This is a genomic window from Variovorax sp. 278MFTsu5.1 (assembly GCF_048305045.1).
GTDB classification, from domain to species: Bacteria; Pseudomonadota; Gammaproteobacteria; order Burkholderiales; family Burkholderiaceae_C; genus Variovorax; species Variovorax guangxiensis.
Window position 1 is genome coordinate 4452194 of sequence record NZ_CP157622.1, and the last position, 22329, is coordinate 4474522.

The 22329-nt window shown below is 66.0% G+C and carries 7 protein-coding genes; 2 read left to right on the forward strand and 5 right to left on the reverse strand.

The window, feature by feature from the left end; genetic code table 11:
* The 5 genes from ABL844_RS20695 to ABL844_RS20715 form a co-directional block, all read right to left on the reverse strand.
* Positions 1–9549: a filamentous hemagglutinin N-terminal domain-containing protein gene (locus tag ABL844_RS20695; RefSeq protein ID WP_418131931.1), complete on the reverse strand. Its 9549-nt coding sequence runs from the start codon at positions 9547–9549 to the stop codon at positions 1–3.
* A 284-nt stretch (positions 9550–9833) separates the two neighbouring features.
* The gene (locus ABL844_RS20700; RefSeq protein WP_019656032.1) at positions 9834–10790 is read right to left on the reverse strand and encodes an alpha-E domain-containing protein; all 957 of its coding nucleotides are present in this window, start codon (positions 10788–10790) and stop codon (positions 9834–9836) included.
* Between the two features lie 11 nt (positions 10791–10801).
* A complete protein-coding gene (locus ABL844_RS20705) occupies positions 10802–12298 on the reverse strand; it encodes a circularly permuted type 2 ATP-grasp protein (RefSeq protein WP_418128760.1) in 1497 nt (498 codons plus the stop codon).
* Positions 12299–12396: 98 nt separating this feature from the next.
* A complete protein-coding gene (locus ABL844_RS20710; protein ID WP_184641269.1) occupies positions 12397–13245 on the reverse strand; it encodes an oxepin-CoA hydrolase, alternative type in 849 nt (282 codons plus the stop codon).
* A gap of 165 nt (positions 13246–13410) precedes the next feature.
* A complete protein-coding gene (locus ABL844_RS20715) occupies positions 13411–15861 on the reverse strand; it encodes a DNA internalization-related competence protein ComEC/Rec2 (protein WP_418128761.1) in 2451 nt (816 codons plus the stop codon).
* A 143-nt stretch (positions 15862–16004) separates the two neighbouring features.
* Between ABL844_RS20715 and ABL844_RS20720 the strand changes: the two genes are divergently transcribed.
* The gene (locus tag ABL844_RS20720; RefSeq protein ID WP_418128762.1) at positions 16005–19532 is read left to right on the forward strand and encodes a DUF2126 domain-containing protein; all 3528 of its coding nucleotides are present in this window, start codon (positions 16005–16007) and stop codon (positions 19530–19532) included.
* A 64-nt stretch (positions 19533–19596) separates the two neighbouring features.
* The gene (locus ABL844_RS20725; RefSeq protein WP_418128763.1) at positions 19597–22290 is read left to right on the forward strand and encodes a circularly permuted type 2 ATP-grasp protein; all 2694 of its coding nucleotides are present in this window, start codon (positions 19597–19599) and stop codon (positions 22288–22290) included.
* The last annotated feature ends 39 nt before the right edge of the window (positions 22291–22329 follow it).

Here is a 22329-nt window from a genome sequence, read left to right on the forward strand (position 1 = left end):
TTATCTCGTCGGGATTGCTGTAAGGGTTTGAGTGGTCGTATCGAATCTATAGACCGATCCGCCGATTCGCCGGATTTCGTCGAGAACCGGCCGGGCAATGCTGGCTGTGTTTTCACTTACGACCAAGGTATAAGGCTGGCCGGTATTTATGGCAACTTGCATTTGAGCTCGCAACTGATCACTCATCGTAAGGTATCGATCAGTTTTAGCTTCCACGATGCCCGCAGGGCGGCCCATGTTGTCCGGAACCGTTGTCACGATAGTCCCATCCGGAAGCGTGACAGTTATTCGCTGCGTATTTTCCGGCAAGCCGGTTGCTCTGTTGAGTGCCTCTTGGAACGCGCGTCCGTTTGTCCAGTTCTGCTGAATCTGCGAGTTTGTCGTCATCGGGCTAGGAACTGGCGTTCGACCTGAGGCTGCGTCCAGGGTGTAATACCCGCCCGAAGCGTCTCGGAAGATGGGAACCCCCTCGGAGTTGACAACGCCTGTCGGCGTATACACCCCACCACGAGGCCCACTGACTGTCCCATCAGCATTAGCCGCATACCCGGGCGCAAATCCGCGCGAAGAAGTTCCTTGGGACGATGCAGGCGAAGCGGCAGGCTCCAGTGCTCCCGTGGAAGGGTTGACCCTACCGACGGTTTGCCCGGTTGCATCAACCACCGTGCCATTGACGACTCGGTAGCCTGCGACTTCCTGCGTAGCGGCAGGACCGGAACCACCGCCGCGTAGACCAGCAGCCATTGCAACCGTATCCAACCCGTAGCTGATTGCGCCTTGAATCATCGCATCGCGTCCGATGGAGACAAGTCGAAGGCTCTCGTCGTGAGCTTCAGCAGTCGTGGCGGGACGGAACATGTAGTTCCCGTGCTCGTCCTGGATATTTGTTACGACGCAGACGTTTGTCGGGCCGCCACAGCCATGAAATACTTCGCCGGGCTGAACGTCAGGCAGCGATCCCACTGGGATCCATTGCGTTGTTTGCTGGGCATACTTGAACGCCGCCGACCCGCCTCGGATATCGCTCGTGCCGATGTAAGAAGCTTGCGCGATCTTGAAATCGACGATATCTGCCGCGCATGCACTGCCCTTGGGGTCTGCCTGGCAGTCAGCTGTGAGTTTGGCGTCCCGCGCGATGCTCGTATCCATTAGCCGCTGAGCCACTCGGCATTGCTCTGTATCCCCCTTTGCGCAAGCGCCTGCGGCGGCGTTCAGTTTTGCCGCCTCCGTATGATTCAAGTAGTTGTTGGCAGCCGCATTGGATCCCGCTTGACTGCCAAGGGTGATCTGCCCAACGTCACCACCCGTGATGGCAACGGCAAGCCCAGAAATCATGGCTGCGAACTGGGTCGTGTCCGCATGTTTGCCATAGGTCTCGGCAGCCAACTCGCCAATGGCGGCCCCCAAGGCACCGGCACCACACCCGGCCGCATTGTCCGCCCGCACAGCCCCGACCATGCAACCCGCAATTGCATGTGCGACCTTGTTGGTGAAATCGTCAAGTACACCGGTCTGAGTCAGATTCCCAATCTCATATGCCGTCTGTGCAGCCACGGTATCGAGAATCGCGTTCTTCAGGCCGTCCTTCAGGTTCTGCTCAAAACTCCCCCCATTGATCGCCGTTCCAATCACCGCCCGCGCAGCGCCCGCGGTCAGGTTTTGCCGCAACTGATCAACAAGCGGCTGTGCCCCACCGTTCAGCGTCGGTGAACCAGTCGGATTCAGGTCCATCGCCCCGAGCACGCCTCCAGTGACGATGGCTGTCAGCAGGTTCTTCACATTGGCGCTGCTGCCTAGGTCGTGCAGAGCTCCAGCGAGATCGCCTTGGTTGTTGATGAGAGCAACCGCCGCCTGCCCGGCCAGCGCCGTGATGCCTGCGGTCACAGCACCGCCCACCGCGGTGGAAATAGTCATGCCTCCTGCCGCGATGAATCCGCCTTCACCCAAAGCAGCCACGCCGCCAGTCGCCGCTGTACCTGCCGCCTCGCCAACGCCGGCGCCGATCTCGGAGGCCGCGCCTGCGGTGAAGTACGCGGCCACGATCGTCACAATGGCCGCCCCCTCCGGCGTCAGCCCCTGCTGGTCGTAGTTCCAGGTCTTGTGGGCCTCTTCGACCCTCTGCCAGTCGATCTTGTCCTTGAGCTTGGGGTCGTTCGTCAGTTGCTCCACCCAGCCCATGCCCGGCTGCTTGGCCAACTGTTCGACGCTATCCCTGGCGCCCAGACCAGCCTGGATGTGGTTTGCGGTGACCGTCAGGTTGCCAGCATTGAACTGGTTGTAGTTGGTGGTCTGGTCGGTCTGCCCCTTGTCCTTGTTCTTTTGGTAGGCCAAGTCGCGACCTTGGCTTGTGGTCTGTTCGCTGTGCTCGGTGGTCTGGGTGCCCAGAAGCAGTTGATCGGCTTGCAAGTTCAGCGTACCGGGCGTGTTCACCGTCGTGCCCGCCATGGCCAGCGTATCAACGGCCTCGATGGACACGTTCGCGCCGTTGAGGGTCGTGCGCGTCAGACTGCTGTCTTCGACCTTGGTCTCAGTCGCCTTGCGGGCATTGATACCTGTGCTGGGGTCGTGCCAGAGGATCTGGCCCGGTTCAATGCCCTTGGTGCGCGAATTGGTCGACCCGGTGACCGAACTGCTGTTGGTCGCGGCCTGAATGACGACATTGCCGCCTTTGATGCTGATGTCCTTGGCTGCATCGACCTGCACCCCCTGAAGGAAGACGCTGCCTCCCTGGAGCAGCACGCCTCCCTGGCTGCTGGTGATCGTGCTTGCGGACGCCGTGTCAGTCTGGACGCTAGCGCTTGTGGTGGTGGCCTTGCCATAAGGCAGCGACGGAATGGTCGGTGTGCCAGCGAGCAATCCTGTCAGGCCACCGATGCCTTTCTTGTTGCTCTGCAATTCGGCGCTGACGCTTCCGGTGTTGCGGCCCTCGACGATGGCGAGGTTTCTGGTGGCGCTAATCGCCACACCTTGCGTACCGCTGATGTGCGAGCCTTCGATGCTGATGTCTCTGCCGGCATCCATGGACACGACTCCGCCCGAGAAACGGCTTCCCACGCTGGCGCTGAAGTTGTATTCGCCGGAGAGCGTGTTGTCGGTCCGGCTGAAAAGCCCCTTTTCCTTCCACTGGCGCATGAAAGCACCCGACACATCGGTCTGCCCCGACGCGATGTTGATGTCGCGGTCGGCGTGCATGCTCAACAGGCCGTTGCCCGCATCGACCGTGGCCTGTCGAGCGTTGATGTCGCGGCCGGCATTCAGGAGCGTGGTGCCATTGGTCGTGATCGTCGTGCCGACTTCCTTGTTTGTGATGGAGTAGCCACTCCATTTTTCTCCCAAGGCGAGGATCGCCGAGGACGTGGTGACAGTTCCCAGGTTGATATCGTTCTTTGCCTTGAAGGAGGTGAGGCCACCTCCTCCTTGGTTGGATACGATGGCACCGACCAGATTGATGTCGCGCCCCGCGCTCGCGACCAACGTGCCGCCAGGGTTCGTCACATACAACCCCGCGACACGGTCGATGCCCGTGTTGCCGAGCGGACCGGAAGCCGTTGTCGTGCGGACGTTGATGTCGCGCCCAGCCTCCAAGGTCAGCTTGTCCCTGGCATCGATCACACCACCAAGGTTGTTGATGTCGAGTTGGGCCTTCAACCCCACTTGGCCACCGCTGATGCGGCCGCCCAGGTTGTCGATGGTGTTGGCGTTGATGCTGACCAACTGGCGCCCGGCAATGGTGCCCGTGTTGACCAGGTTGTTGTCCTTGCCATCGATCTTGACCTGGTTGCCCGCCAGCAGCGCCCCGGACCCGTCGATGTCGCCGGGTCGTACGCGCACATAGACCTGTGGCACCAGAACCCGCTGCGTCGTCCCGTCGGGCAAGGTCACGGTCTGCTCGACCAACCAAACGATGTCGCTGGTGAGCTGAGCCATCTGCGCTGCCGTCAGGGCCACGCCAGGGCGCAAGCCGTATTGCTGTGCGAAGGTCGCGCCTGCGTTCATCAGCGCGGCGTACTGCTCTTCATCGTTGCTGTATCCGTCCAGATAGCGATACCCCGTGAGCTGTGCGACCTGCTCGCGAATGAGTTTCTGCTCGTAGAAGCCGTCGCCCAGGCGTTTGAGGATGTTGTTGGGGTCCAAGCCGAGGCTGTTCAGCAGGTAGTCGCTGCTCAGCCAGTTGCGGTAGTTGACGAAGCGCGGATCGGTTTCGACCAGGTAGCCGCCACCCGCACGGATGTTGAACAGGCTGGCGTTGGGAATGCCGATGTTCGGCGTGGTGGTGCGAACGACCATGGACACCGTCTGGCTGGCTCCGGCGCCACCGGTCGTACCAGCAGCACCGGCCGTGCCTGCCGTAGTGCCAGACGTCTTCACGACCGCACCGACGTTGGCTGGTACCTCTACGATGGTGCCAGGGCCGTTGCCGCCGCTCACGCCGCCGGTACCGCCTGCATTCCCCGTTGCACCACCGACCGGCGCGACTCCAGCGCTATAGCCTTGGTTGGCGTTGATGTGTTCCTGGTATTTGTAGGCCCCCAGGGAGACCGTTGTTGGCGCGGTAAAGATCGGGATGTTGACTCCCTGTACGACGCCCTGGTTGTCGATCACATTCGCAAGGCCTGTGACCGTGCGCTGGCCCGTCAATTGGCTGGACTCGTAGCTGGTCGCGGTGATCGTTCCACCGGCCAGGACCTGGCTGTTCTCGTTGTAGAGACGCCCATTGACGTTCATGTTGCCGCCCGCGACAAGGCGGGCAGGGTCCATGTTGGTCGCAGTGTCTTCGGTGACCGTGAGGTTATTGGTCCAGATGGCGTAGCCGCCGATACCGACGAGTTCACCGGTGTCCTTTCGGAACACAGAACCGCTGGCCGGATCGACGTTGACTTCGCTCAACGGGTAAGTCGTGGTCCTGCCGATGCCGCTTCCGACCAGCGTCTTCGGGGCAATGCCGGTCAGAACCTCGGATGTGACCTTGGGCGCCCCCAACTGGATATGCACGTCGCGGTTGTTGACGGTGGCCATGGAAATATCCATGTTGCCCAGCGATTCGATGTCGGCACTCAGATTGTTGAGCGTTCCACCCTGACCGGCTGCTTGGCGGCGGGCGTTCAGCCCGCCCCCGATGAACATGTCTCCCGAGCTGAAGATGAGCGCATGCTCGCGGTTGGTGATGGTGCCAGCGCCAATATCCAGGGTGTCGCGTGCGGCAATGGTTCCCGCCTTGGTCACGCCGTTGACCGTCTCGGTGTCGTTCTCGAGCGTACCGACGCCAATGGAGACGGCATCGCCGTAGATTCGCCCAGTGCCGATGTTCTTCAGGGTGCCCGCGTTGATCTGCGTTGCGCCTCGGCTGTCGATCAGCCCTCGGTTGGTCAGCGTGCCGCTGGCATTGACGACGGTGCTCGCGCCCGATAGCTCCGCATTGACGGTGTTGTCGACATTGTTGCCGCCCACCGTGAGGGTCTGGCCCGCCAGCAGCTTGCCGTTGTTCGTGAAGTTGCCGGAGGTGGAGTAACTGAGATTTCCGTTGGCGGCCACCTCGCCGTTGTTGACCACGTCCTGCATGAGCGCAATGCTCAGATCCTTGCCCGAAACCGCCTTGCCGTCGCCGCTGAAGGCGCTGGCGTCGATCTTCAGGCTCTTGTCGGCCACCAGTGTGCCGTTCGTGTTCACGAGGCTCAGCGTCTTCGCACCGGGATTCGCGGCATTCGGGTCCACGATGGCCAGCGTGTCGCCGGCCGAGATCAGGCCACTCTTGTTGCTGACAGTACCTCCGCTGGTAACGGTGGCGTTGATATCAGCACGGATCGCTCCCGCGTCGTTGTTCAGCGTACCGGCGCCGATGACAACGTTCTTGCCCTCGGCGCCTTGGTCGGTACCTTGGGTGTCCGTGTTGACGATGGCGCCGGCATTCAACGTCGTCGTGGTCAGCGAGCGCACGAGGCCGCTGGAGTTCTGGATGTCTCCGGCACTGATCGAGACGTCGCTCGCCGCCTGCGTTTTACCCGCGGTGTTGTTGTAGCTCGCGCCATGGGTGTTGATCGCTACCGAGGACTGGCCGAGCACCAGGCCACCGCCTGTGTTGGTGAAAGCCTGCGTGTCGGCGGTAAGCGCATTCTTCGAGCCGATGAAGCCGGCTGTGTTGTTGACCGCTCCCGTCTTCAGGTCGAGCGTGTCGGTGCTGGTGATGCCGCCCTGCTTGTTGCGGTAGCCTGCCGCATTGGCGTTGCTCAGGCTCTGACCGTTCGTGTTGATGGTCATCGCGCCGCCTGATTGGATCAGGCCGGCATCGTTGGTCAGAGCGCCCGAGCTGACGGCGACCGTCGTGGTCGCGGCGATCGTGCCGTTTGCCCCGTTGTCCAGCGCGTTGCCGCGGGTGTCCACGCTCAGACTGTCACCGAACACCTTGCCCGATTGGTTCAGCAGCCCGCCATTGCTCAAGGTGGTGATGCCACCGGCTTGCAGGGTGCCACCGTTGTTGATCGTCTGGCCCGTGGTCGTGACACCCAGATTGCCGTTGACGGCAGCAGTCGTTCCAGCGCTGTTGTCCAGGCTGCCGGCGCTCAATGTGGTGTTGCCATTGGCCGCGAGCGTGCCACCCACGTTCGTTGCGGCGCCCGCAATGGTGGCGCCGAGGTCGCCACCAGCCGTCACGCTGCCAGAGTTGTTGTTGAGACTACCCGCCGCAATGGTGGTGCTGCCGCCCGCGCCGATCACACCCTTGTTGCTGTTGTCGAGCAGGCCGCCGACGTTCAGAGCGAGGCTGGAGGTTTCTGCAACGCGAATGGAGCCACCTTGATTCGATAGGCTACCGGCAGCGATAGTCGTGTTGCCGTTGCTCGCAATGGCACCCGCATTGCCGTTGTCCAGCGCACCGATCACGGTGATGCGCGTAGCGTTGGCGCCGGTCTGGACGATCTGGCCTCCCTTGTTGCTCAAGGAGCCCGCATCGATGGCGATCTGCTTGGCGTTGGTCTTGCCGCCGTCCTGATTGAAGGCGCTCGACAACGCCACCGCCAGCGCGTTGTTCGTCGTGATCTGGCCGTTGGTGCCGCTGAAGCTGCCACCCGCAATGGTCAGCGTGCCGGTGCCAGCGTGCTCGATCTTGCCCGCGTTGCTGGTGATGGCCATGCCTTGCAGCGCGAGGTCTTGCCCATTGCTGGCGATGCGACCACCGTCGTTGTTCAAGGTGCCGCTGGTCGCAATGGTCGTCGCGCCCGTGCCGGTCTGCACGATCTCGCCCGCGTTCGTATTGGCGAGGTTCGAGGCGTTGATTTGCAACTGACCGGCATTGAGCTTGCCAGCGTCGTTCACGAGGGTCTGCGCCGCGTGACTATTGGCCGTGATGCGCAAAGTGCCTGGCGTGACGACCGTGGCGTTGCTGGTGGTCACATTGCCCTGAGTGGCCGTGACTGCGATGTTGGTCGCACTGGTCTGGCTGGTCGACAGATCGATGCTCGCACCTTGCAGCGCGGCATTGCCCGCCGCGATGTTGGAGCCGTTGGCGACCAGGGCGCCGGAGGAGGTCACACGCAGGTCACCCACACCGCCAAGCTTGCCGTCGCCCTGGGCGCCAGCTCCGAGCACACCGGACGTACCGCTGTGCACCCTGCCAGCAGTGATCGTCGTGTTGCGGCCTGCCGTGACACTGCCGTCGTTGGTCAATGCCCCGCCAACCGCAATATTGGCATCGTTGCTCCCGCGCAGGCTGCCGCCGTTGGTGAGCGAGCCGGCCTGGATGCCGAGATCAGTGGCCGCGCTGATACTGCCGCCACCGCCGTTGGTCAGTGTGTTGGCTACGCCAAGCTGTACACCGGCTTGTGCAGACTGAACGCTACCGCCAGTATTCTCCAGCGAGCCGGTGTTCAGGCTCAGCGTCTGATTTGAAGTCAGCGTGCCGCTGTTGTTGGTGGTGGCGCCAACAACGTTCGCGGTCAGCACACCCGTGGCCGAGATCGTGCCGCGAGCGTTCTCAGCCCTCCCACCCACCGTAAGGTTGGCATCGGAAGCGCTTGTCAGCACGCCGTCGGTGTTGATCAGGTCGCCGCTGGTGGCAATGGTCAGACTTCCCGCATTGAGCTTGCCACCCGTGTTGTCGAAGGTGCCGACGTTTGCGCCGAAGCTCTGGCTGACGTTCAGAGTGCCACCAGCATTCGAGAAATTGGGCCCGGTGACCGCCATGCTGGCGACCGACAAAGTGCCACCCGCGTTGTTGATCTGCGGTGTTTGCAGCGCGATCGGACCACCAGCGTAGATACGGCCACCGTCGTTCAGAATCGTTCCCGCCGCGGTGATGGTGCCAGGCGATGTGGGGACAAACGGTGCCGGTGCCGGCGAAGCTGCATCACTGGAGCCTGAACCCGTTCCGGAGCTGGTTCCCGTGGTGGAAACGTTTGGACTGGTGGTGCCGCCTGTGCCGGAGCCGCTCCCGGTGCTCGTGCTGCCTGCCGAGCCAGCGGTCGGCGTTGGTGCCGGCTCGATACCAATAACTCCGCTGTTGGTGTTCGAAAGGACCGGTGCAGTGATGCCGAGGCCTACGCTGCTGGTCTGGCGGATCGTGCCGCCCCGGTTGTCGATGTCGCTGGCACCGGAGATTTCTACGCGTGTGCCTTCGAGGGTGCCAGTATTTTCAAGACGCCCCGCTGCTGTGACGATGAGATTGCCGTTGCTCGCGCCGATGTTGCCGGCATTGCGTACGCCCAAGCCGGCCTCATTGCCCACAAGCGTGATTTTTCCTGCATACATGCCGCCGAGGGCCGCCACATCGAGAGTGAAGGTCGGTGCTGCGCCCGTTCCTGTCGTGGGGGTGATCTGCGTATGGTCGGCACTGACCTGATTCGCGCCAGTCACCACCTTGAGTTCGCTGGCCCAGATGCTCGCGTTGGCCTGCACGGCGCGCGCAAGGATGGCCGCATAGTCGGTCTTGCTGGCATCGAGGCCCGCACCATCGATGGTGATGGTCCCGCCACGAACCAGGAAACTGTCGAGACCGCCGACGGCGTTGAACTGCGGCGTGCCGGTGGTGAGCGTGGCGCGGCTGGCATTGATGAAGCCGCCACCGTCGACGCTGATGCCCGCCGGGTTCGCGATGATCACTTCCGCGCGCTGGCCGCCCACTTCGATGTAGCCGCGAAGCTGGCTGGGCGTTCCGCCGTTGACCTCGTTGAGGATGATGCGCGCCGGGCCTGTGGCCAGATTGGGGTTGCCCTGAACGAACCCACCCAGTTGGGTCTGCACATTCACCCGGCTGTTGTTCAGGGTGGCGCCGTTCGAACCGACGCTGAACTGGTTGTAGACGTTGCGCGAGACGCCCGTGGCGGAAGGCGTCTGGATGTTGACCAGCGGCACGCCGTTCGGCGCCATCAGCACGGTCGGGCGAAGATTGCCGGGAACGTTCGGGGCACCGACGATCTGCGCCTGTGCCGACATCGCCATCAGCGCGCCCGCAACGGCTGCGGAAACGGTCGTCGCCGTTGTCTTGCTGGCGCCCTTGCCAGTGCTGGCGGCCGTTTCCTGGACCACCATGCGCATCCCTCTGGCCGCGTTGAAGACCACGCGGTGCAAGTGCCGATTCATCGCTCTTACGCTCCCTCACAGTTGTCATGCCGCAGCTTCATTTGTGACCAAATGAAAACTGAGGAGCGCGATTATGGGAGCGCGGCGCTTGCTTACAAGGTATTAATTCACGCTTTTAAACGCCTGAAAACATTCAATTTCGGCAATTTAATTCTTATTGCTTACTTTTGATCTTGCTGATTTAGTGGCGTCAACAATTGTCAAAAGTTCGCGCTGAGTGGAGCGGGCGTCATCTCCCGCAAGGGAGATGAAGCTTTCGCATTTCAATGCGCCGGAACCAGAAAATCCTGGCTGATACGCACCCCCAGCTCATTCACTCGATCAAGGAATTGCGTGAGATACGCATGCAGCCCCGTCGCCAGAATTTCGTCGACGCGCGCATATTGCAGATCGGCCAGAAGCTTCCCGGCGCGGCGCTGCGTTTCGGCGCTCTGCTCGTTCTGAACCTTCGCCAGGTTGTTGACCACCTCGACCAGGCTCGCATGCAGCGAGCGCGGCATGTCGGCCCGGAGAATGAGCAGTTCGGCCACGCGCTCGGGCTTGATCACGTCGCGGTAAACCTTGCGGTAGACCTCGAAGGCCGAGACGCTGCGCAGGATCGCGCTCCAGTGATAGAAGTCGTATTCCTGGTCTTCCTCGGTGGCGGCGCCGAAGAACTCGCTGTTGAGCGCGTGGAACTTCACGTCGACCAGGCGCGCGGTGTTGTCGGCGCGTTCCAGGAAGGTGCCCAGGCGCGAGAAGTAGAAGGCCTCGTCCTGCAGCATGGTGCCCAGCGTGACGCCGCGCGACAGGTGCGAGCGGAACTTGACCCATTCGAAGAACTGGCCGGGGTCGCGCTCGAAATCGCCCGAGCGCAGCATGCGGTTGACTTCGAGCCAGGTGGTGTTCTGCGTTTCCCAGGCTTCGGTGGTGAGCGCGCCGCGCACGGCGCGTGCGTTCTCGCGGGCGGCCTTGAGGCAGGAGACGATGGACGAGGCGTTGCTCTCGTCCTTGACCATGAACTCCATCACCTCCTTGGGCGCGATCTGGTCGTACTTCTGGTTGTACCAGGGCAGCAGCTCGCTGATGGAGAGCACGCCCTGCCAGCCGTACTTGGCGACTTCGGCGGACTGCGGCAGGAGCGAGGTCTGGTAGTTGACGTCCAGCATGCGCGCCGTGTTCTCGGCGCGCTCGGTGTAGCGGGACATCCAATAGAGGTGGTCTGCGGTGCGGGACAGCATCGTTCGTGCTCCTACTGCGATTGGCTTTGCGACTGTGCGGGAGCCTTGGACTTGGGCACACGGTCGGCTTCGAGAATCCAGGTGTCCTTGGTGCCGCCGCCCTGCGACGAGTTCACCACCAGCGAGCCTTCCTTGAGCGCCACGCGCGTAAGGCCGCCGGGCACCATCTGCACCTCGCTGCCCGAGAGCACGAAGGGGCGCAGGTCGATGTGGCGCGGCGCGATGCCGGCGTCGACGAAGGTGGGCGAGGTCGACAGGCTCAGCGTGGGCTGTGCGATGTAGCCGTCGGGCTTGGCGATCACGGCCTTCTTGAAGTCCTCGATCTCGGCCTGCGTGGCGGCGGGGCCGATCAGCATGCCGTAGCCACCGGCGCCGTGCACTTCCTTGACGACCAGGTCCTTCATGTTGTCGAGCGTGTACTGCAGCTCGTCCTTGTTGCGGCACATGTAGGTGGGCACGTTCTTCAGGATCGGCTTCTCGCCGAGGTAGAACTCCACCATCTTCGGCACGTAGGGGTAGATCGACTTGTCGTCCGCCACGCCCGTGCCCACCGCATTGCAGATGACGACGTTGCCGTCGCGATACGCGCGCATCAGGCCTGCGCAGCCCAGCGTCGAGGTGGGGCGGAACACCTCGGGGTCGAGGAAGTCGTCGTCCACGCGGCGGTAGATGACGTCCACGCGCCTCGGCCCGCGCGTGGTGCGCATGTAGACGAAGTTGTCCTTCACGAACAGGTCCTGCCCCTCGACCAGCTCCACGCCCATCTGCTGGGCGAGGAAGGCGTGCTCGAAGTAGGCGCTGTTGTACATGCCCGGCGTCAGCACCACCACCGTGGGCTCGGCCGTGGCCGGCGGCGCGCTGGCGCGAAGCGTTTCGAGCAGCAGGTCGGGGTAGTGGGCGACCGGCGCGATGCGGTTCTGGTTGAAGAGCTCGGGGAAGAGCCGCATCATCATCTTGCGGTTCTCAAGCATGTAGCTCACGCCGCTGGGCACGCGCAGGTTGTCTTCGAGCACGTAGTACTCGCCGTTGCCCGAGGCATCGGGGGCGCGCACGATGTCGATGCCCGAGATGTTCGAGTAGACGTTGTGCGGCACGTTCACGCCCATCATCTCGGGGCGGAACTGGGCGTTGTTCAGGATCTGCTCGGCCGGGATGATGCCGGCCTTGATGATTTCCTGGTCGTGGTAGACATCGTGAAGGAAGCGGTTGAGCGCCGTCACGCGCTGCACCAGCCCTTTTTCCATGCTCGCCCACTCGTGGGCGGGAATGATTCGAGGCAGCAGGTCGAACGGTATGAGCCGCTCGGTGCCGGAGCCGTCCTCGTCCTTGGCGCCGTACACCGCGAAGGTGATGCCGACCCGGCGGAAGATCATTTCCGCCTCTTCGCGTCGCGAACGCATCACCTCACCGGGTTGCTTCGCGAGCCATTGGTCGTAGCGCTTGTAATGCTGTCGGATCGCAGCTCCAGCATAGGGAAGCTGCTCGTACATCTCGTCAAATTTGTGCATGGAACGACCAATCTCCTTGAGTTAGTAGCTTAGCAAGTTCAGGGCCAGTAGAACCCCTGATGCCAAGGCCGGAGACGGGTCGGATGATCTTTCCGCGCTCAGGTCGGGGGGCCCTCCCCGGTCGTTTCCGGCTTCTTGCGGGGCGAGAGAAATTCCTTGATGCGCTCCCCGCTCTCGTCGCTGTAGAGGCTGGCCAGAAAGGACTCGCGCTCGGCCTCCAGCTGCTCGCGGCGGCTGCGTCCGCGCGCCGCATAAACCAGCTGCTTGATGCGCGCCTGCACTTCGAACGGTCCGCGCGCGAGTTGCTGCGCCCAGGCGAGCGCGGCGGCGCCGGCTTCGCCGTGCGGCACCACCTTGTTGACCACGCCCAGCTCATGCAGCCGCTTCGCGGTGCAGGGCGTGCCGTCGAGCAGCATTTCGAGTGCGGCCTGCGGCGGCAGCGAACGGGCCAGCGAATCGGTGCCGCCGCCGTCGGGCGAGAGGCCGACGTTGATGTACGACATCGCGAACTTCGCGTCTTCGGCGGCCACGATCAGGTCGCAGGCCAGGCAAAGCGAGAAGCCGCCGCCCATCGCGGCGCCCTCGACCGCGGCGATGACGGGCTGCGGCGCCTCCTCGATCGCCATGAGCCATTCGTGCAGCGCGTCGATGTGGCCTTGCTGCTCGGCGGGCGGCAGCTTGCGCTGCCGGGCGAGGCGCCGCAGGTCGCCGCCGCCGCTGAAGTGATCGCCCTCCCCGCGCAGCACGATGGCGCGCACCGTGCGAAATCCGGCGGTGGTGCGTATCGCCTTGGCGGCCGTCCGGTAGACCGAGGGATTGATCGCGTTGCGCGCCTCGGGATTGCTCAGCGTGAGGACGAGCACCGGACCCTCGCGATGCATCTTGAGACGCGCGCCGGAGCCGCCGGCGAGGCTCGCGCTGGTGATGGCCGGAACGCCGGTCGTCATGAGGCGCGCCCGGAAGACGGGCCCCAACGAGAGATCCGACGGTTGTGCTTGTCCATGTTGCCCCCTTGTTCTGAGTTGTAGCGAAACGATACAACGCATGGAACGCGATCGGGAACGCCTTTACAAGAGGTCTTTCAGGCTACTTTTGACAATTAGTTCACGATTTCAGGGCTCCGGACGGCCAACCTCGTCCGGCTCCCGGTGCTGCCAGTAACGCGCCCGGCGCTCGCGCTCGCAGCCCACCTCGGCAGGCCTCGCGCTGCTCCAATGCGCGGCGCCGCAGCGGGTGTTCTCGATCAGCCGCACATCTCGTTCGCGGTACCGCGCCACCACCTCCCGCGCCGGATGGCCGAAGCGGTTGCGATACCCCGCCTGGACGAACGCGATGCGCGGCTGCACTGCATCGAGGAACGCCGCGCCCGACGAAGTCTTGCTCCCGTGATGCGGCGCCAGCAGCACGTCGGCACGCAACAGCTGCGGCGTGCGAATGAGCAGCGCCGTCTCCTGCAGCCGCTCGATGTCGCCCGCCAGCAGCGCCGACGCGCGTCCGTTGTCGATGCGCAGCACGCACGAAACCGCATTGGGCTTGCCGAAGCTGCGGTAGTCGCTCTCGAAGGGATGCAGCACCTCGAAGTGCACGCTGTCCCAGCTCCAAGACTGCCCCGCCTCGCAGCGCTTCGCCGCGCGCATCGCCTGCAGCGGGTGCGTGGCCTCGATGGAACTCAGCAGCGCGGCCCCGGGCTGCATCGCGAGCAACGCGGGCGCGCCGCCGATGTGGTCGGCATCGCGATGGCTCACCACCAGCGTGTCGAGCCGCTCTCCGTACGCGCGCAGCAGCGGCACCAGCACGCGATGGCCCGCGTCGCTTTCGAGGCTGTAGCGCGGGCCGGCGTCGTAGAGCAGGCTGTGCGTGGCAGTGCGTACGAGCACGGCGTTGCCCTGGCCGATGTCGGCGGCGAGCAGTTCGAACTCGCCCACCGCGGGCCGCGGTGCCTGCCACAGCAGCACCGGCAGGAGCAGGGGAACGCCGAGGCTGCGCAGCGACCATGGCAGCCGCATTGCCAGCAGCACGCCGCCGCCCACGCCGCAGGCGGCCATCCACAGCGGAGGCGCCGCCATCGACAGCGTGGCATGCGGCAGGCCGGCCAGCCATTGCAGCAGGAGCGCCAGCGCATGCACGGCCCAGGCGGCCACGTCCCACAAGGGGGGCAGCGCCACGCCGAGCATCGCCAGCGGCGTGATCACGAGCGTGACCCACGGAATCGCCACCGCGTTGGCGAGCAGCCCGATCAGCGACACCTGCTGGAACAGCAGCAGGCTCAGCGGCGTGATCGCCAGCGTGATGGTCCACTGCTCGCGGAAGAAGCGCAGCAGCCGGGCGGCCGGGCCGGCCTGCTGCTCGCCCGGCATTCCGGCGTCCGTCGCGAAGAGCACGCCCACCGCCACGAAGCTCAGCCAGAAGCCCGCCTGCATCAGCGCCCAAGGATCGAGCGCGACCACGACGGACGCGGCCAGCAGCCACACGTTCGGCCAGGGCCAGCGCCGCCCGGTCAGGCGCAGCAGCGCGACCGTCGCGAGCATCCAGACCGTGCGCTGCGACGGCACGCCCCAGCCGCTGAAGAGCGCATAGAGCGCGGCCAGCAGCACGCCGCCGACCAGCGCCGCCTGCTGGGCGGGCAGCCGAAGCATCAGCCGGGCGCTGCGGCGCCAGAGCAGGCCGACCACGTGCGCGGCGAGCCAGGCAAACATCGTGACGTGCAGGCCCGAGATCGACATCAGGTGCGCCACGCCCGTGGCACGGAACACATCCCAGCCCGCGCGGTCGATGGCGTTCTGGTCGCCGGTGACCAGGGCCGCGATCACGCCTGCGCGGGCGCGGTCGGGCACGCGCTCGAAGATGGCGTCGCGCACCGCTTCACGGGCACGCTCGATGGGATGCAGCCAGGTGGGGCCGAGCAGCACGGGCGCCGCGTCGCGCGCGCCGGCTCGTACATGGCCGCTGGCGTGCAGGCCCTGCTCCCACATCCGGAGTTCGCTGTCGAAGCCGTGCGGGTTGCGGTTGCCATGCGGCGCTTTCAGGCGCACCGTCAGGCTCCAGCGTTCGCCGGCATGCGGGGAAGCGGCAACGATGCTGGCTGGCGAGGTATGCCCCCAGGGGCTGGAGCCGTCCGCATACCAGCCGAGAGCGATGCGATCGGGTACGGCCGGCCGGCCCCGCGTGTCGGCGTCGGTCCATTGCGCGGATTCGACATCCAGGACGAAGCGCGTGCCGGCCTCGTTGCGCTGGGGCATCTCCGACACGACGCCCGTGACGCGCAGGTCGCGGCCTTCGAGCGACGGGCCGAGTGCGCCCTTCGCATAGGCCACCGCACGCCATCCGGCGAGCCCCGCGCCGGCCATCGCTCCACATGCCAGGGCGACCAACAGCAGCGCGCTCCCCGTCACTCGGCGACACCACATTCCGGCCGTACCTATACATAGCAAACCGGCATAGACCCATGCCGGCCACAGCATCGGCTGCTGCAGCTGCAAGGCCGCTCCCAGCAGCGAACCACCCAGCGCCGCGAACCCGCCAACGCCGCCCACAGCCTGGCCTGACGCGCGAAACCGCGTCATCGGACAACTCCCGAATCCATGATGCAAACCCTCCCCGAATCACGCTCAGTGGCGCGTTAATTGCTTTGGCATCTCGGCTAGTATGCGTCTCACCAGAGACATCTTCTCCCGATGCAATCTGCCAGCACTGCACACAAAAACGCATGTCCATCCACGCCGCTCTCCACCACGTCACCCACTACAAGTACGACCGGCTGGTGCAGCTGGGCCCCCAGGTCGTGCGCTTGCGGCCCGCGCCGCATTGCCGCAGCAACGTCATCTCGTATTCGCTGCGGGTCGAGCCGGCCGAGCACTTCGTCAACTGGATGCAGGACCCGTTCGCCAACTACCAGGCGCGGCTCGTGTTTCCCGAGAAGACGCGCGAATTCAAGGTCACCGTCGACCTCGTGGTCGAGATGGCGGTCTACAACCCCTTCGACTTCTTCCTGGAGCCGCAGGCCGAGAACTTTCCCTTCAAGTACAAGCCCTCGCAGGCCGAGGAACTCGCCCCCTATCTCGTGGCCGAGCCGGTCACGCCGCTGCTGCAGGCCTACCTCGACAAGATCGACCGCAAGGAACAGCGCACCATCGACTTCCTGGTCGGCCTGAACCAGCAGGTCCAGAAGGACGTCAACTACCTCATCCGCATGGAGCCCGGCGTGCAGACGCCGGAAGAAACGCTCGCCAACGGCAGCGGCTCCTGCCGCGACTCGGGCTGGCTGCTGGTGCAGCTGCTGCGCCACTGCGGGCTGGCCGCGCGCTTCGTCTCGGGCTACCTCATCCAGCTCACGCCCGACGTGAAGGCGCTCGACGGCCCCAGCGGCACCACGGTCGACTTCACCGACCTGCACGCCTGGTGCGAGGTGTTCCTGCCCGGCGCCGGATGGATCGGCCTCGACGCCACCTCGGGCCTGCTGGCGGGCGAAGGCCACATTCCGCTGGCCTGCACGCCCACGCCTTCGAGCGCCGCGCCGATCGAGGGCGGCGTGGACGAATCGGAGGTCGAGTTCGGCCACGACATGAAGGTCACGCGCATCTACGAATCGCCGCGCGTCACCAAGCCCTACACCGAAGACCAGTGGGCCGACGTGCTGGCCCTGGGCGATGCCGTCGACGCGCGCCTGAAGGCCGGTGACGTGCGCCTGACCATGGGCGGCGAGCCCACCTACGTGGCCACCACCGACCGCGACGCGCCCGAATGGAACACCGACGCGCTCGGCCCGACCAAGCGCGGCTACGCCACCGAGCTCGTGCACAAGCTGCGCGCCGAATACGGCAAGGGCGGCTTCCTGCACTTCGGCCAGGGCAAGTGGTACCCGGGCGAACAGCTGCCGCGCTGGGCGCTGTCGATCTTCTGGCGCGCCGACGGCCAGCCGCTGTGGCACGACCCCGACCTCTTCGCCGACGAGCGCTTTCCCACGCACTACACCAGCGAGGACGCGCGCCGCTTCACCAACCTGCTGGCGCAGAAGCTGGGCCTGACCGAGCGCTACATCCAGCCGGGCTACGAGGACATCTACTACTACCTCTGGCGCGAACGCCGCCTGCCGGTGAACGTCGACCCCTTCGACTCCAGGCTCGACGACGAGCTTGAGCGCATGCGCCTGCGCCGCGTGTTCACCCAGAAGCTCGATGCGGTGATCGGCTACATGCTGCCGCTGGAGCCCGGCAACGCGAACCGCGACGCCCCTTCGCTCGAAGGCCCCGCCTGGAAGACCGGCCCCTGGTTCCTGCGCGACGACCGGCTCTACCTCATTCCGGGCGACTCGCCCATGGGCTACCGCCTGCCGCTCGACTCGCAGCCCTGGGCTAGCAAGGGCGACTACCCGTACATGATCGAGCGCGATCCGAACGCGCCCCGCGGCGCGCTACCGAGCGGGGCCGACTACCGGGCGCGCTACGCCGTGGGCACCGGTGACACCGGCGGACCGGGAGCCGGCCTCGGCGCCGTGCCCTACGCCTTCGGCACGCCGCCCGTCGTGCCCTCTGCGCTGCGCATGCAGACGCCGGGCGCCGCGAGCGACGGCGATGGGCATGGCGAGGACGACAACGACGCCGCCAGCTCCGCAGATCCCAGCGTGACCCGCCAGCCCCTGCGCGGCGAATCCGCCCACTGGATCACCCGCACCGCGCTGTGCGTCGAAGTGCGCGACCCGCGCCGCGCCAACGGCCCCGCCGCCGAGAAGAAGGGCAGCGCCTCGGGCGTGCTCTACGTCTTCATGCCGCCGCTGGCCCGCCTGGAGGACTACCTCGACCTCGTCGCGGCCGTGGAAGCCACCGCGCGCGACCTGGGCGTGCGCATCGTGATGGAAGGCTATCCGCCGCCGCGCGATCCGCGCCTGAAGCTGCTGCAGGTCACGCCCGACCCGGGCGTGATCGAGGTCAACATCCATCCGGCCCACAACTGGAAGGAACTGGTCGACCACACCGAGTTCCTCTACAACGCCGCCTTCGAAACCCGCCTGTCGGCCGAGAAGTTCATGACCGACGGCCGCCACACAGGCACCGGCGGCGGCAACCACTTCGTGATGGGCGGCGCCACGCCGGCCGACAGCCCCTTCCTGCGCCGGCCCGAGCTGCTCGCAAGCCTGCTGCTGTACTGGCACAACCACCCGTCGCTGAGCTACCTGTTCTCGGGCATGTTCATCGGCCCGACGAGCCAGGCGCCGCGCGTGGACGAGGCGCGCAACGACCAGGTCTACGAGCTCGAGATCGCGCTGAAGGAGATCGCGAAGAACCGCGAGATCTACGGCCAGAACATGCCGGCTTGGCTGGTCGACCGCACGCTGCGCAACATCCTGATCGACGTCACGGGCAACACGCACCGCAGCGAGTTCTGCATCGACAAGCTCTACTCGCCCGACTCCAGCACCGGCCGCCTCGGCCTCTTGGAACTGCGCGCCTTCGAGATGCCGCCGCATGCACGCATGAGCATCGCGCAGCAGCTGCTGATCCGCGCGCTGGTGGCCCGCTTCTGGGACGACCCCTACAAGGCGCCCGTCACCCGCTGGGGCACCGAACTGCACGACCGCTTCCTGCTGCCGACGTTCGTGAAGATGGACTTCGACGACGTCATCAGCGAGATGCGCCAGGCCGGCTTCGCCTTCGACCCCGACTGGTTCGCGCCGCACTTCGAGTTCCGCTTCCCGCTGGTGGGCCAGATGCAGGCGATGGGCGTGGAGCTCTCGCTGCGCAATGCGCTCGAGCCCTGGCACGTGATGGGCGAGGAAGGCGCGATCGGCGGCACGGTGCGCTATGTGGATTCGTCGCTGGAGCGCATCGAGGTGCGCGTGACCGGCCTGAACGAAAGCCGCCACGTCGTCACCGTCAACGGCAAGGTGCTGCCGCTGCAGCCCACCGGCGTGGCCGGCGAGTTCGTGGCGGGCGTGCGCTACAAGGCCTGGAACCCGCCTTCGTCGCTGCACCCGAGCATCCGGGCCCACGCGCCTCTGACCTTCGACCTCGTCGACACCTGGATGAAGCGCTCGCTGGGCGGCTGCCAGTACTTCGTGGCCCACCCGGGCGGGCGCAACTACGAGACCTTCCCGGTCAATGCCTATGAGGCCGAAAGCCGCCGCCATTCGCGCTTCACCCGCACCGGCCACACCCCCGGCCTGCTGCGCACGCCGCCGGCCACCATCGAGCTGCCGGGCAGCCGCGAATTCCCGTTCACGCTCGATCTGCGGCGTTGACCGGGATATTCCGCACACTGCCCGAACGGCTCCCCCGTGACGGCGGTGTGACAATCCACCCCCTGTGGAACCTTTGAACGAATCCCTGTTCGACGCCCAGGCACTGGAGTTTCCGGCCGCCCTGGCGTCGGCGCTCGCCCCGCCCGCCCTGCCCGGCCATTTCGACGAAATGCGCGGGCTGGCCACGCCGGCAGCCTCTTCCCGGCCGGCCGCGGCGCCCGCCCCTGCGCCGCAGCTGCACGACGCGGCGACGCAGCCACCGGCCGCGCTGCAGGCCACGCCCCCTGAGTCCCCGGAGCAGCCCCCGCTCACCCCCGCCTGGAACGCCTTCTTCGAACAGCTCGGCCCGGGCGGCTTCAACGACCTGCCCCGGCGCGCGGCCAGCCTGGAGCGGCAGATCCGCGACAACGGCGTTACCTACAACGTGTACGCCGACGCCAACGGCCCGCAGCGGCCGTGGTCGCTCGACCTGTTCCCGCTGATCGTCTCGCCCGAGAGCTGGAGCCAGATCGAGGCCGGCGTGCTGCAGCGCGTGCGCGTGCTCGACCGTGTGATGGCCGACGCCTACGGCCCGCAGCAGTTGCTGGCCGAGGGCCTCATTCCCCCGGCGCTGGTGCGCGGCCACCCCGGCTACCTGCGCGCGCTGCACGGCGTGAAGCCTCCGGGCGACACCTGGCTGCACATCGCCGCCTTCGACCTGGCGCGCGGCCCCGACGGCAACTGGTGGGTGGTCTCGCAGCGCACGCAGGCGCCCTCGGGCCTGGGCTACCTGCTCGAGAACCGCCTCGCCATCACGCGGCAGTTTCCGCAGGCCTTCGAGGCGCTGCACGTGCAGCGCCTGGCCGCCACCTACAGCGCCATGATGGAAGGCCTGCAGCGCATGTGCCCGGCGGGCGTGCCGCCGCACATCGCGCTGCTCACGCCGGGGCCGTACAACGAGACCTACTTCGAGCACGCCTACCTCGCGCGCTACCTCGGCGTCACGCTGGTCGAGGGCAGCGACCTCACGGTGCGCGACCAGCGGCTCTACCTGAAGACGCTGCAGGGCCTGCGCCCGGTGCACGGCCTCATCAAGCGGCTCGACGACCAGTTCCTCGACCCGCTGGAGCTGCGCCCCGACTCCACGCTCGGCGTGCCCGGCCTGCTGCAGGCGATCCGCGCCGGCAACGTGCTGGTGGCGAACATGCCGGGCTCGGCATTTCTCGAATCGCCCGCGCTGCTGGGCTTTCTGCCGGGGCTGGCACGCCGGCTGATCGACGAGAAGCTCATGCTGCCCGCCCTGCCCACCTGGTGGTGCGGCGAGCGCGCGGCGCTCGAATCGGTGCTGCCGCAGTTGGGCGACAGCGCCATCAAGCCCACCTATCCCGGCTTCGACGGCCGCGCGAGCTTCGACGCGGTGCTCGGCAGCCAGCTCGGCCGGCGCGAGCTCGACGAGTGGGCCGGCCGCATCGTGCGCGAGGGCGACGTCCACACTGTGCAAGGCTACATGCCGCTGTCGCAGATGCCCACCTGGGCCAACGACATGGGCCCGGGCCATATCGCGCCGCGCGCGGTGATGCTGCGCGTGTTCGCGGTAAGCGACGGCGCGCAATCGTGGCGCGTGCTGCCCGGCGGGCTGGCACGGCTCACCGAGCCCGATGCGCAGTTCGCCTCGATGCAGCGCGGCGGCAGCAGTGCCGACGTGTGGGTTCAGACGCACGGCGAGGTCGACCGCACCACGCTGCTGCAGCCGCACAGCACGCCGGCATCGCTCGCGCGGCATCGCGCGCCGGTCACCAGCCGCGCGGCCGAGAACATGTTCTGGCTGGGCCGCTACACCGAGCGCGCCGAGAACGCCGTGCGCCTCGCCCGTCTCACGCTGAGCCTGCTGGGCAGCGAAGACCAGTCCTCGCGTCCGCTGCTCGACTGGCTGCACCGCATGGCGCTGCGCAATGCGCTGGTGCCGGCCGAAGTGCCGAGCGCGCCGCAGTCGCGCCGCGTGTTCGAGCGTGCGCTCATCGCCGAGCTGGGCGACGTGGCCCGCGGCGGCAGCGTGGGCTTCAGCCTGCGCTGCATCCGGCAGGCGGCGGCCGCGGTGCGCGAGCGCCTCTCGCAGGACACCTGGAACCAGATCGTGCGCACCGAGGCCGACTTCCTGCGCCGCGCCGCCGAGCAGGCTGACGAAGGCAGCTTCGCCGCCAGCGCCGCGCTGCGCGCCCTCGAATCCGCCAGCAACGCGCTCGCAGCGATGACCGGCGCGCAGACCGACCGCATGACGCGCGACGACGCGTGGCGCCTCCTGTCCATCGGCCGCCACATCGAGCGGCTGGGCTTCCTGGCGAATGCGCTGGAGGCCGGCTTCGACAACGGCGCGGTGCACGAGGTGAGCGGCTTCGAAGCCATGGTGGCGCTCTTCGACAGCACCATCACCTTCCACGCGCGCTACCAGCAGCGCCGCGACGTCGCCACTATGGTCGACCTGCTGGTGCTCGACGCCGAGAACCCACGTTCACTGGCCTGGGTCACGCAGACCCTGCGCGGGCGCATCGCGCGGCTCGCGGGCAGCGCGCCGGGCAAGCTGACGGCGCTGTCGTACGAGCTGCCCGATCCGGCCAGCTGGACGCTGGAGCACCTTTGCGCTACAGGGCCTGACGCCGACTATCCCGAGCTCGTAAAGCTGCTCGCCAGCTGCGAGACGGCGGCCTACCATGTGTCCGACGCCATCGGCACGCGCTACTTCACGCTGACCTCCGAGTCGCTGCGCTCGGTAGGCGCCTGATTTCCCATACAACAAGGCAAGCAGTTCAAGACAGTTCCA

Coding starts and splice junctions, on each gene's coding strand:
- ABL844_RS20715 (WP_418128761.1), bottom strand. CDS start 15,861: ATGACGCGGTTTCGCGCGTCAGGCCAGGCTGTGGGCGGCGTTGGCGGG.
- ABL844_RS20705 (WP_418128760.1), bottom strand. CDS start 12,298: ATGCACAAATTTGACGAGATGTACGAGCAGCTTCCCTATGCTGGAGCT.
- ABL844_RS20710 (WP_184641269.1), bottom strand. CDS start 13,245: ATGACGACCGGCGTTCCGGCCATCACCAGCGCGAGCCTCGCCGGCGGC.
- ABL844_RS20700 (WP_019656032.1), bottom strand. CDS start 10,790: ATGCTGTCCCGCACCGCAGACCACCTCTATTGGATGTCCCGCTACACC.
- ABL844_RS20720 (WP_418128762.1), top strand. CDS start 16,005: ATGTCCATCCACGCCGCTCTCCACCACGTCACCCACTACAAGTACGAC.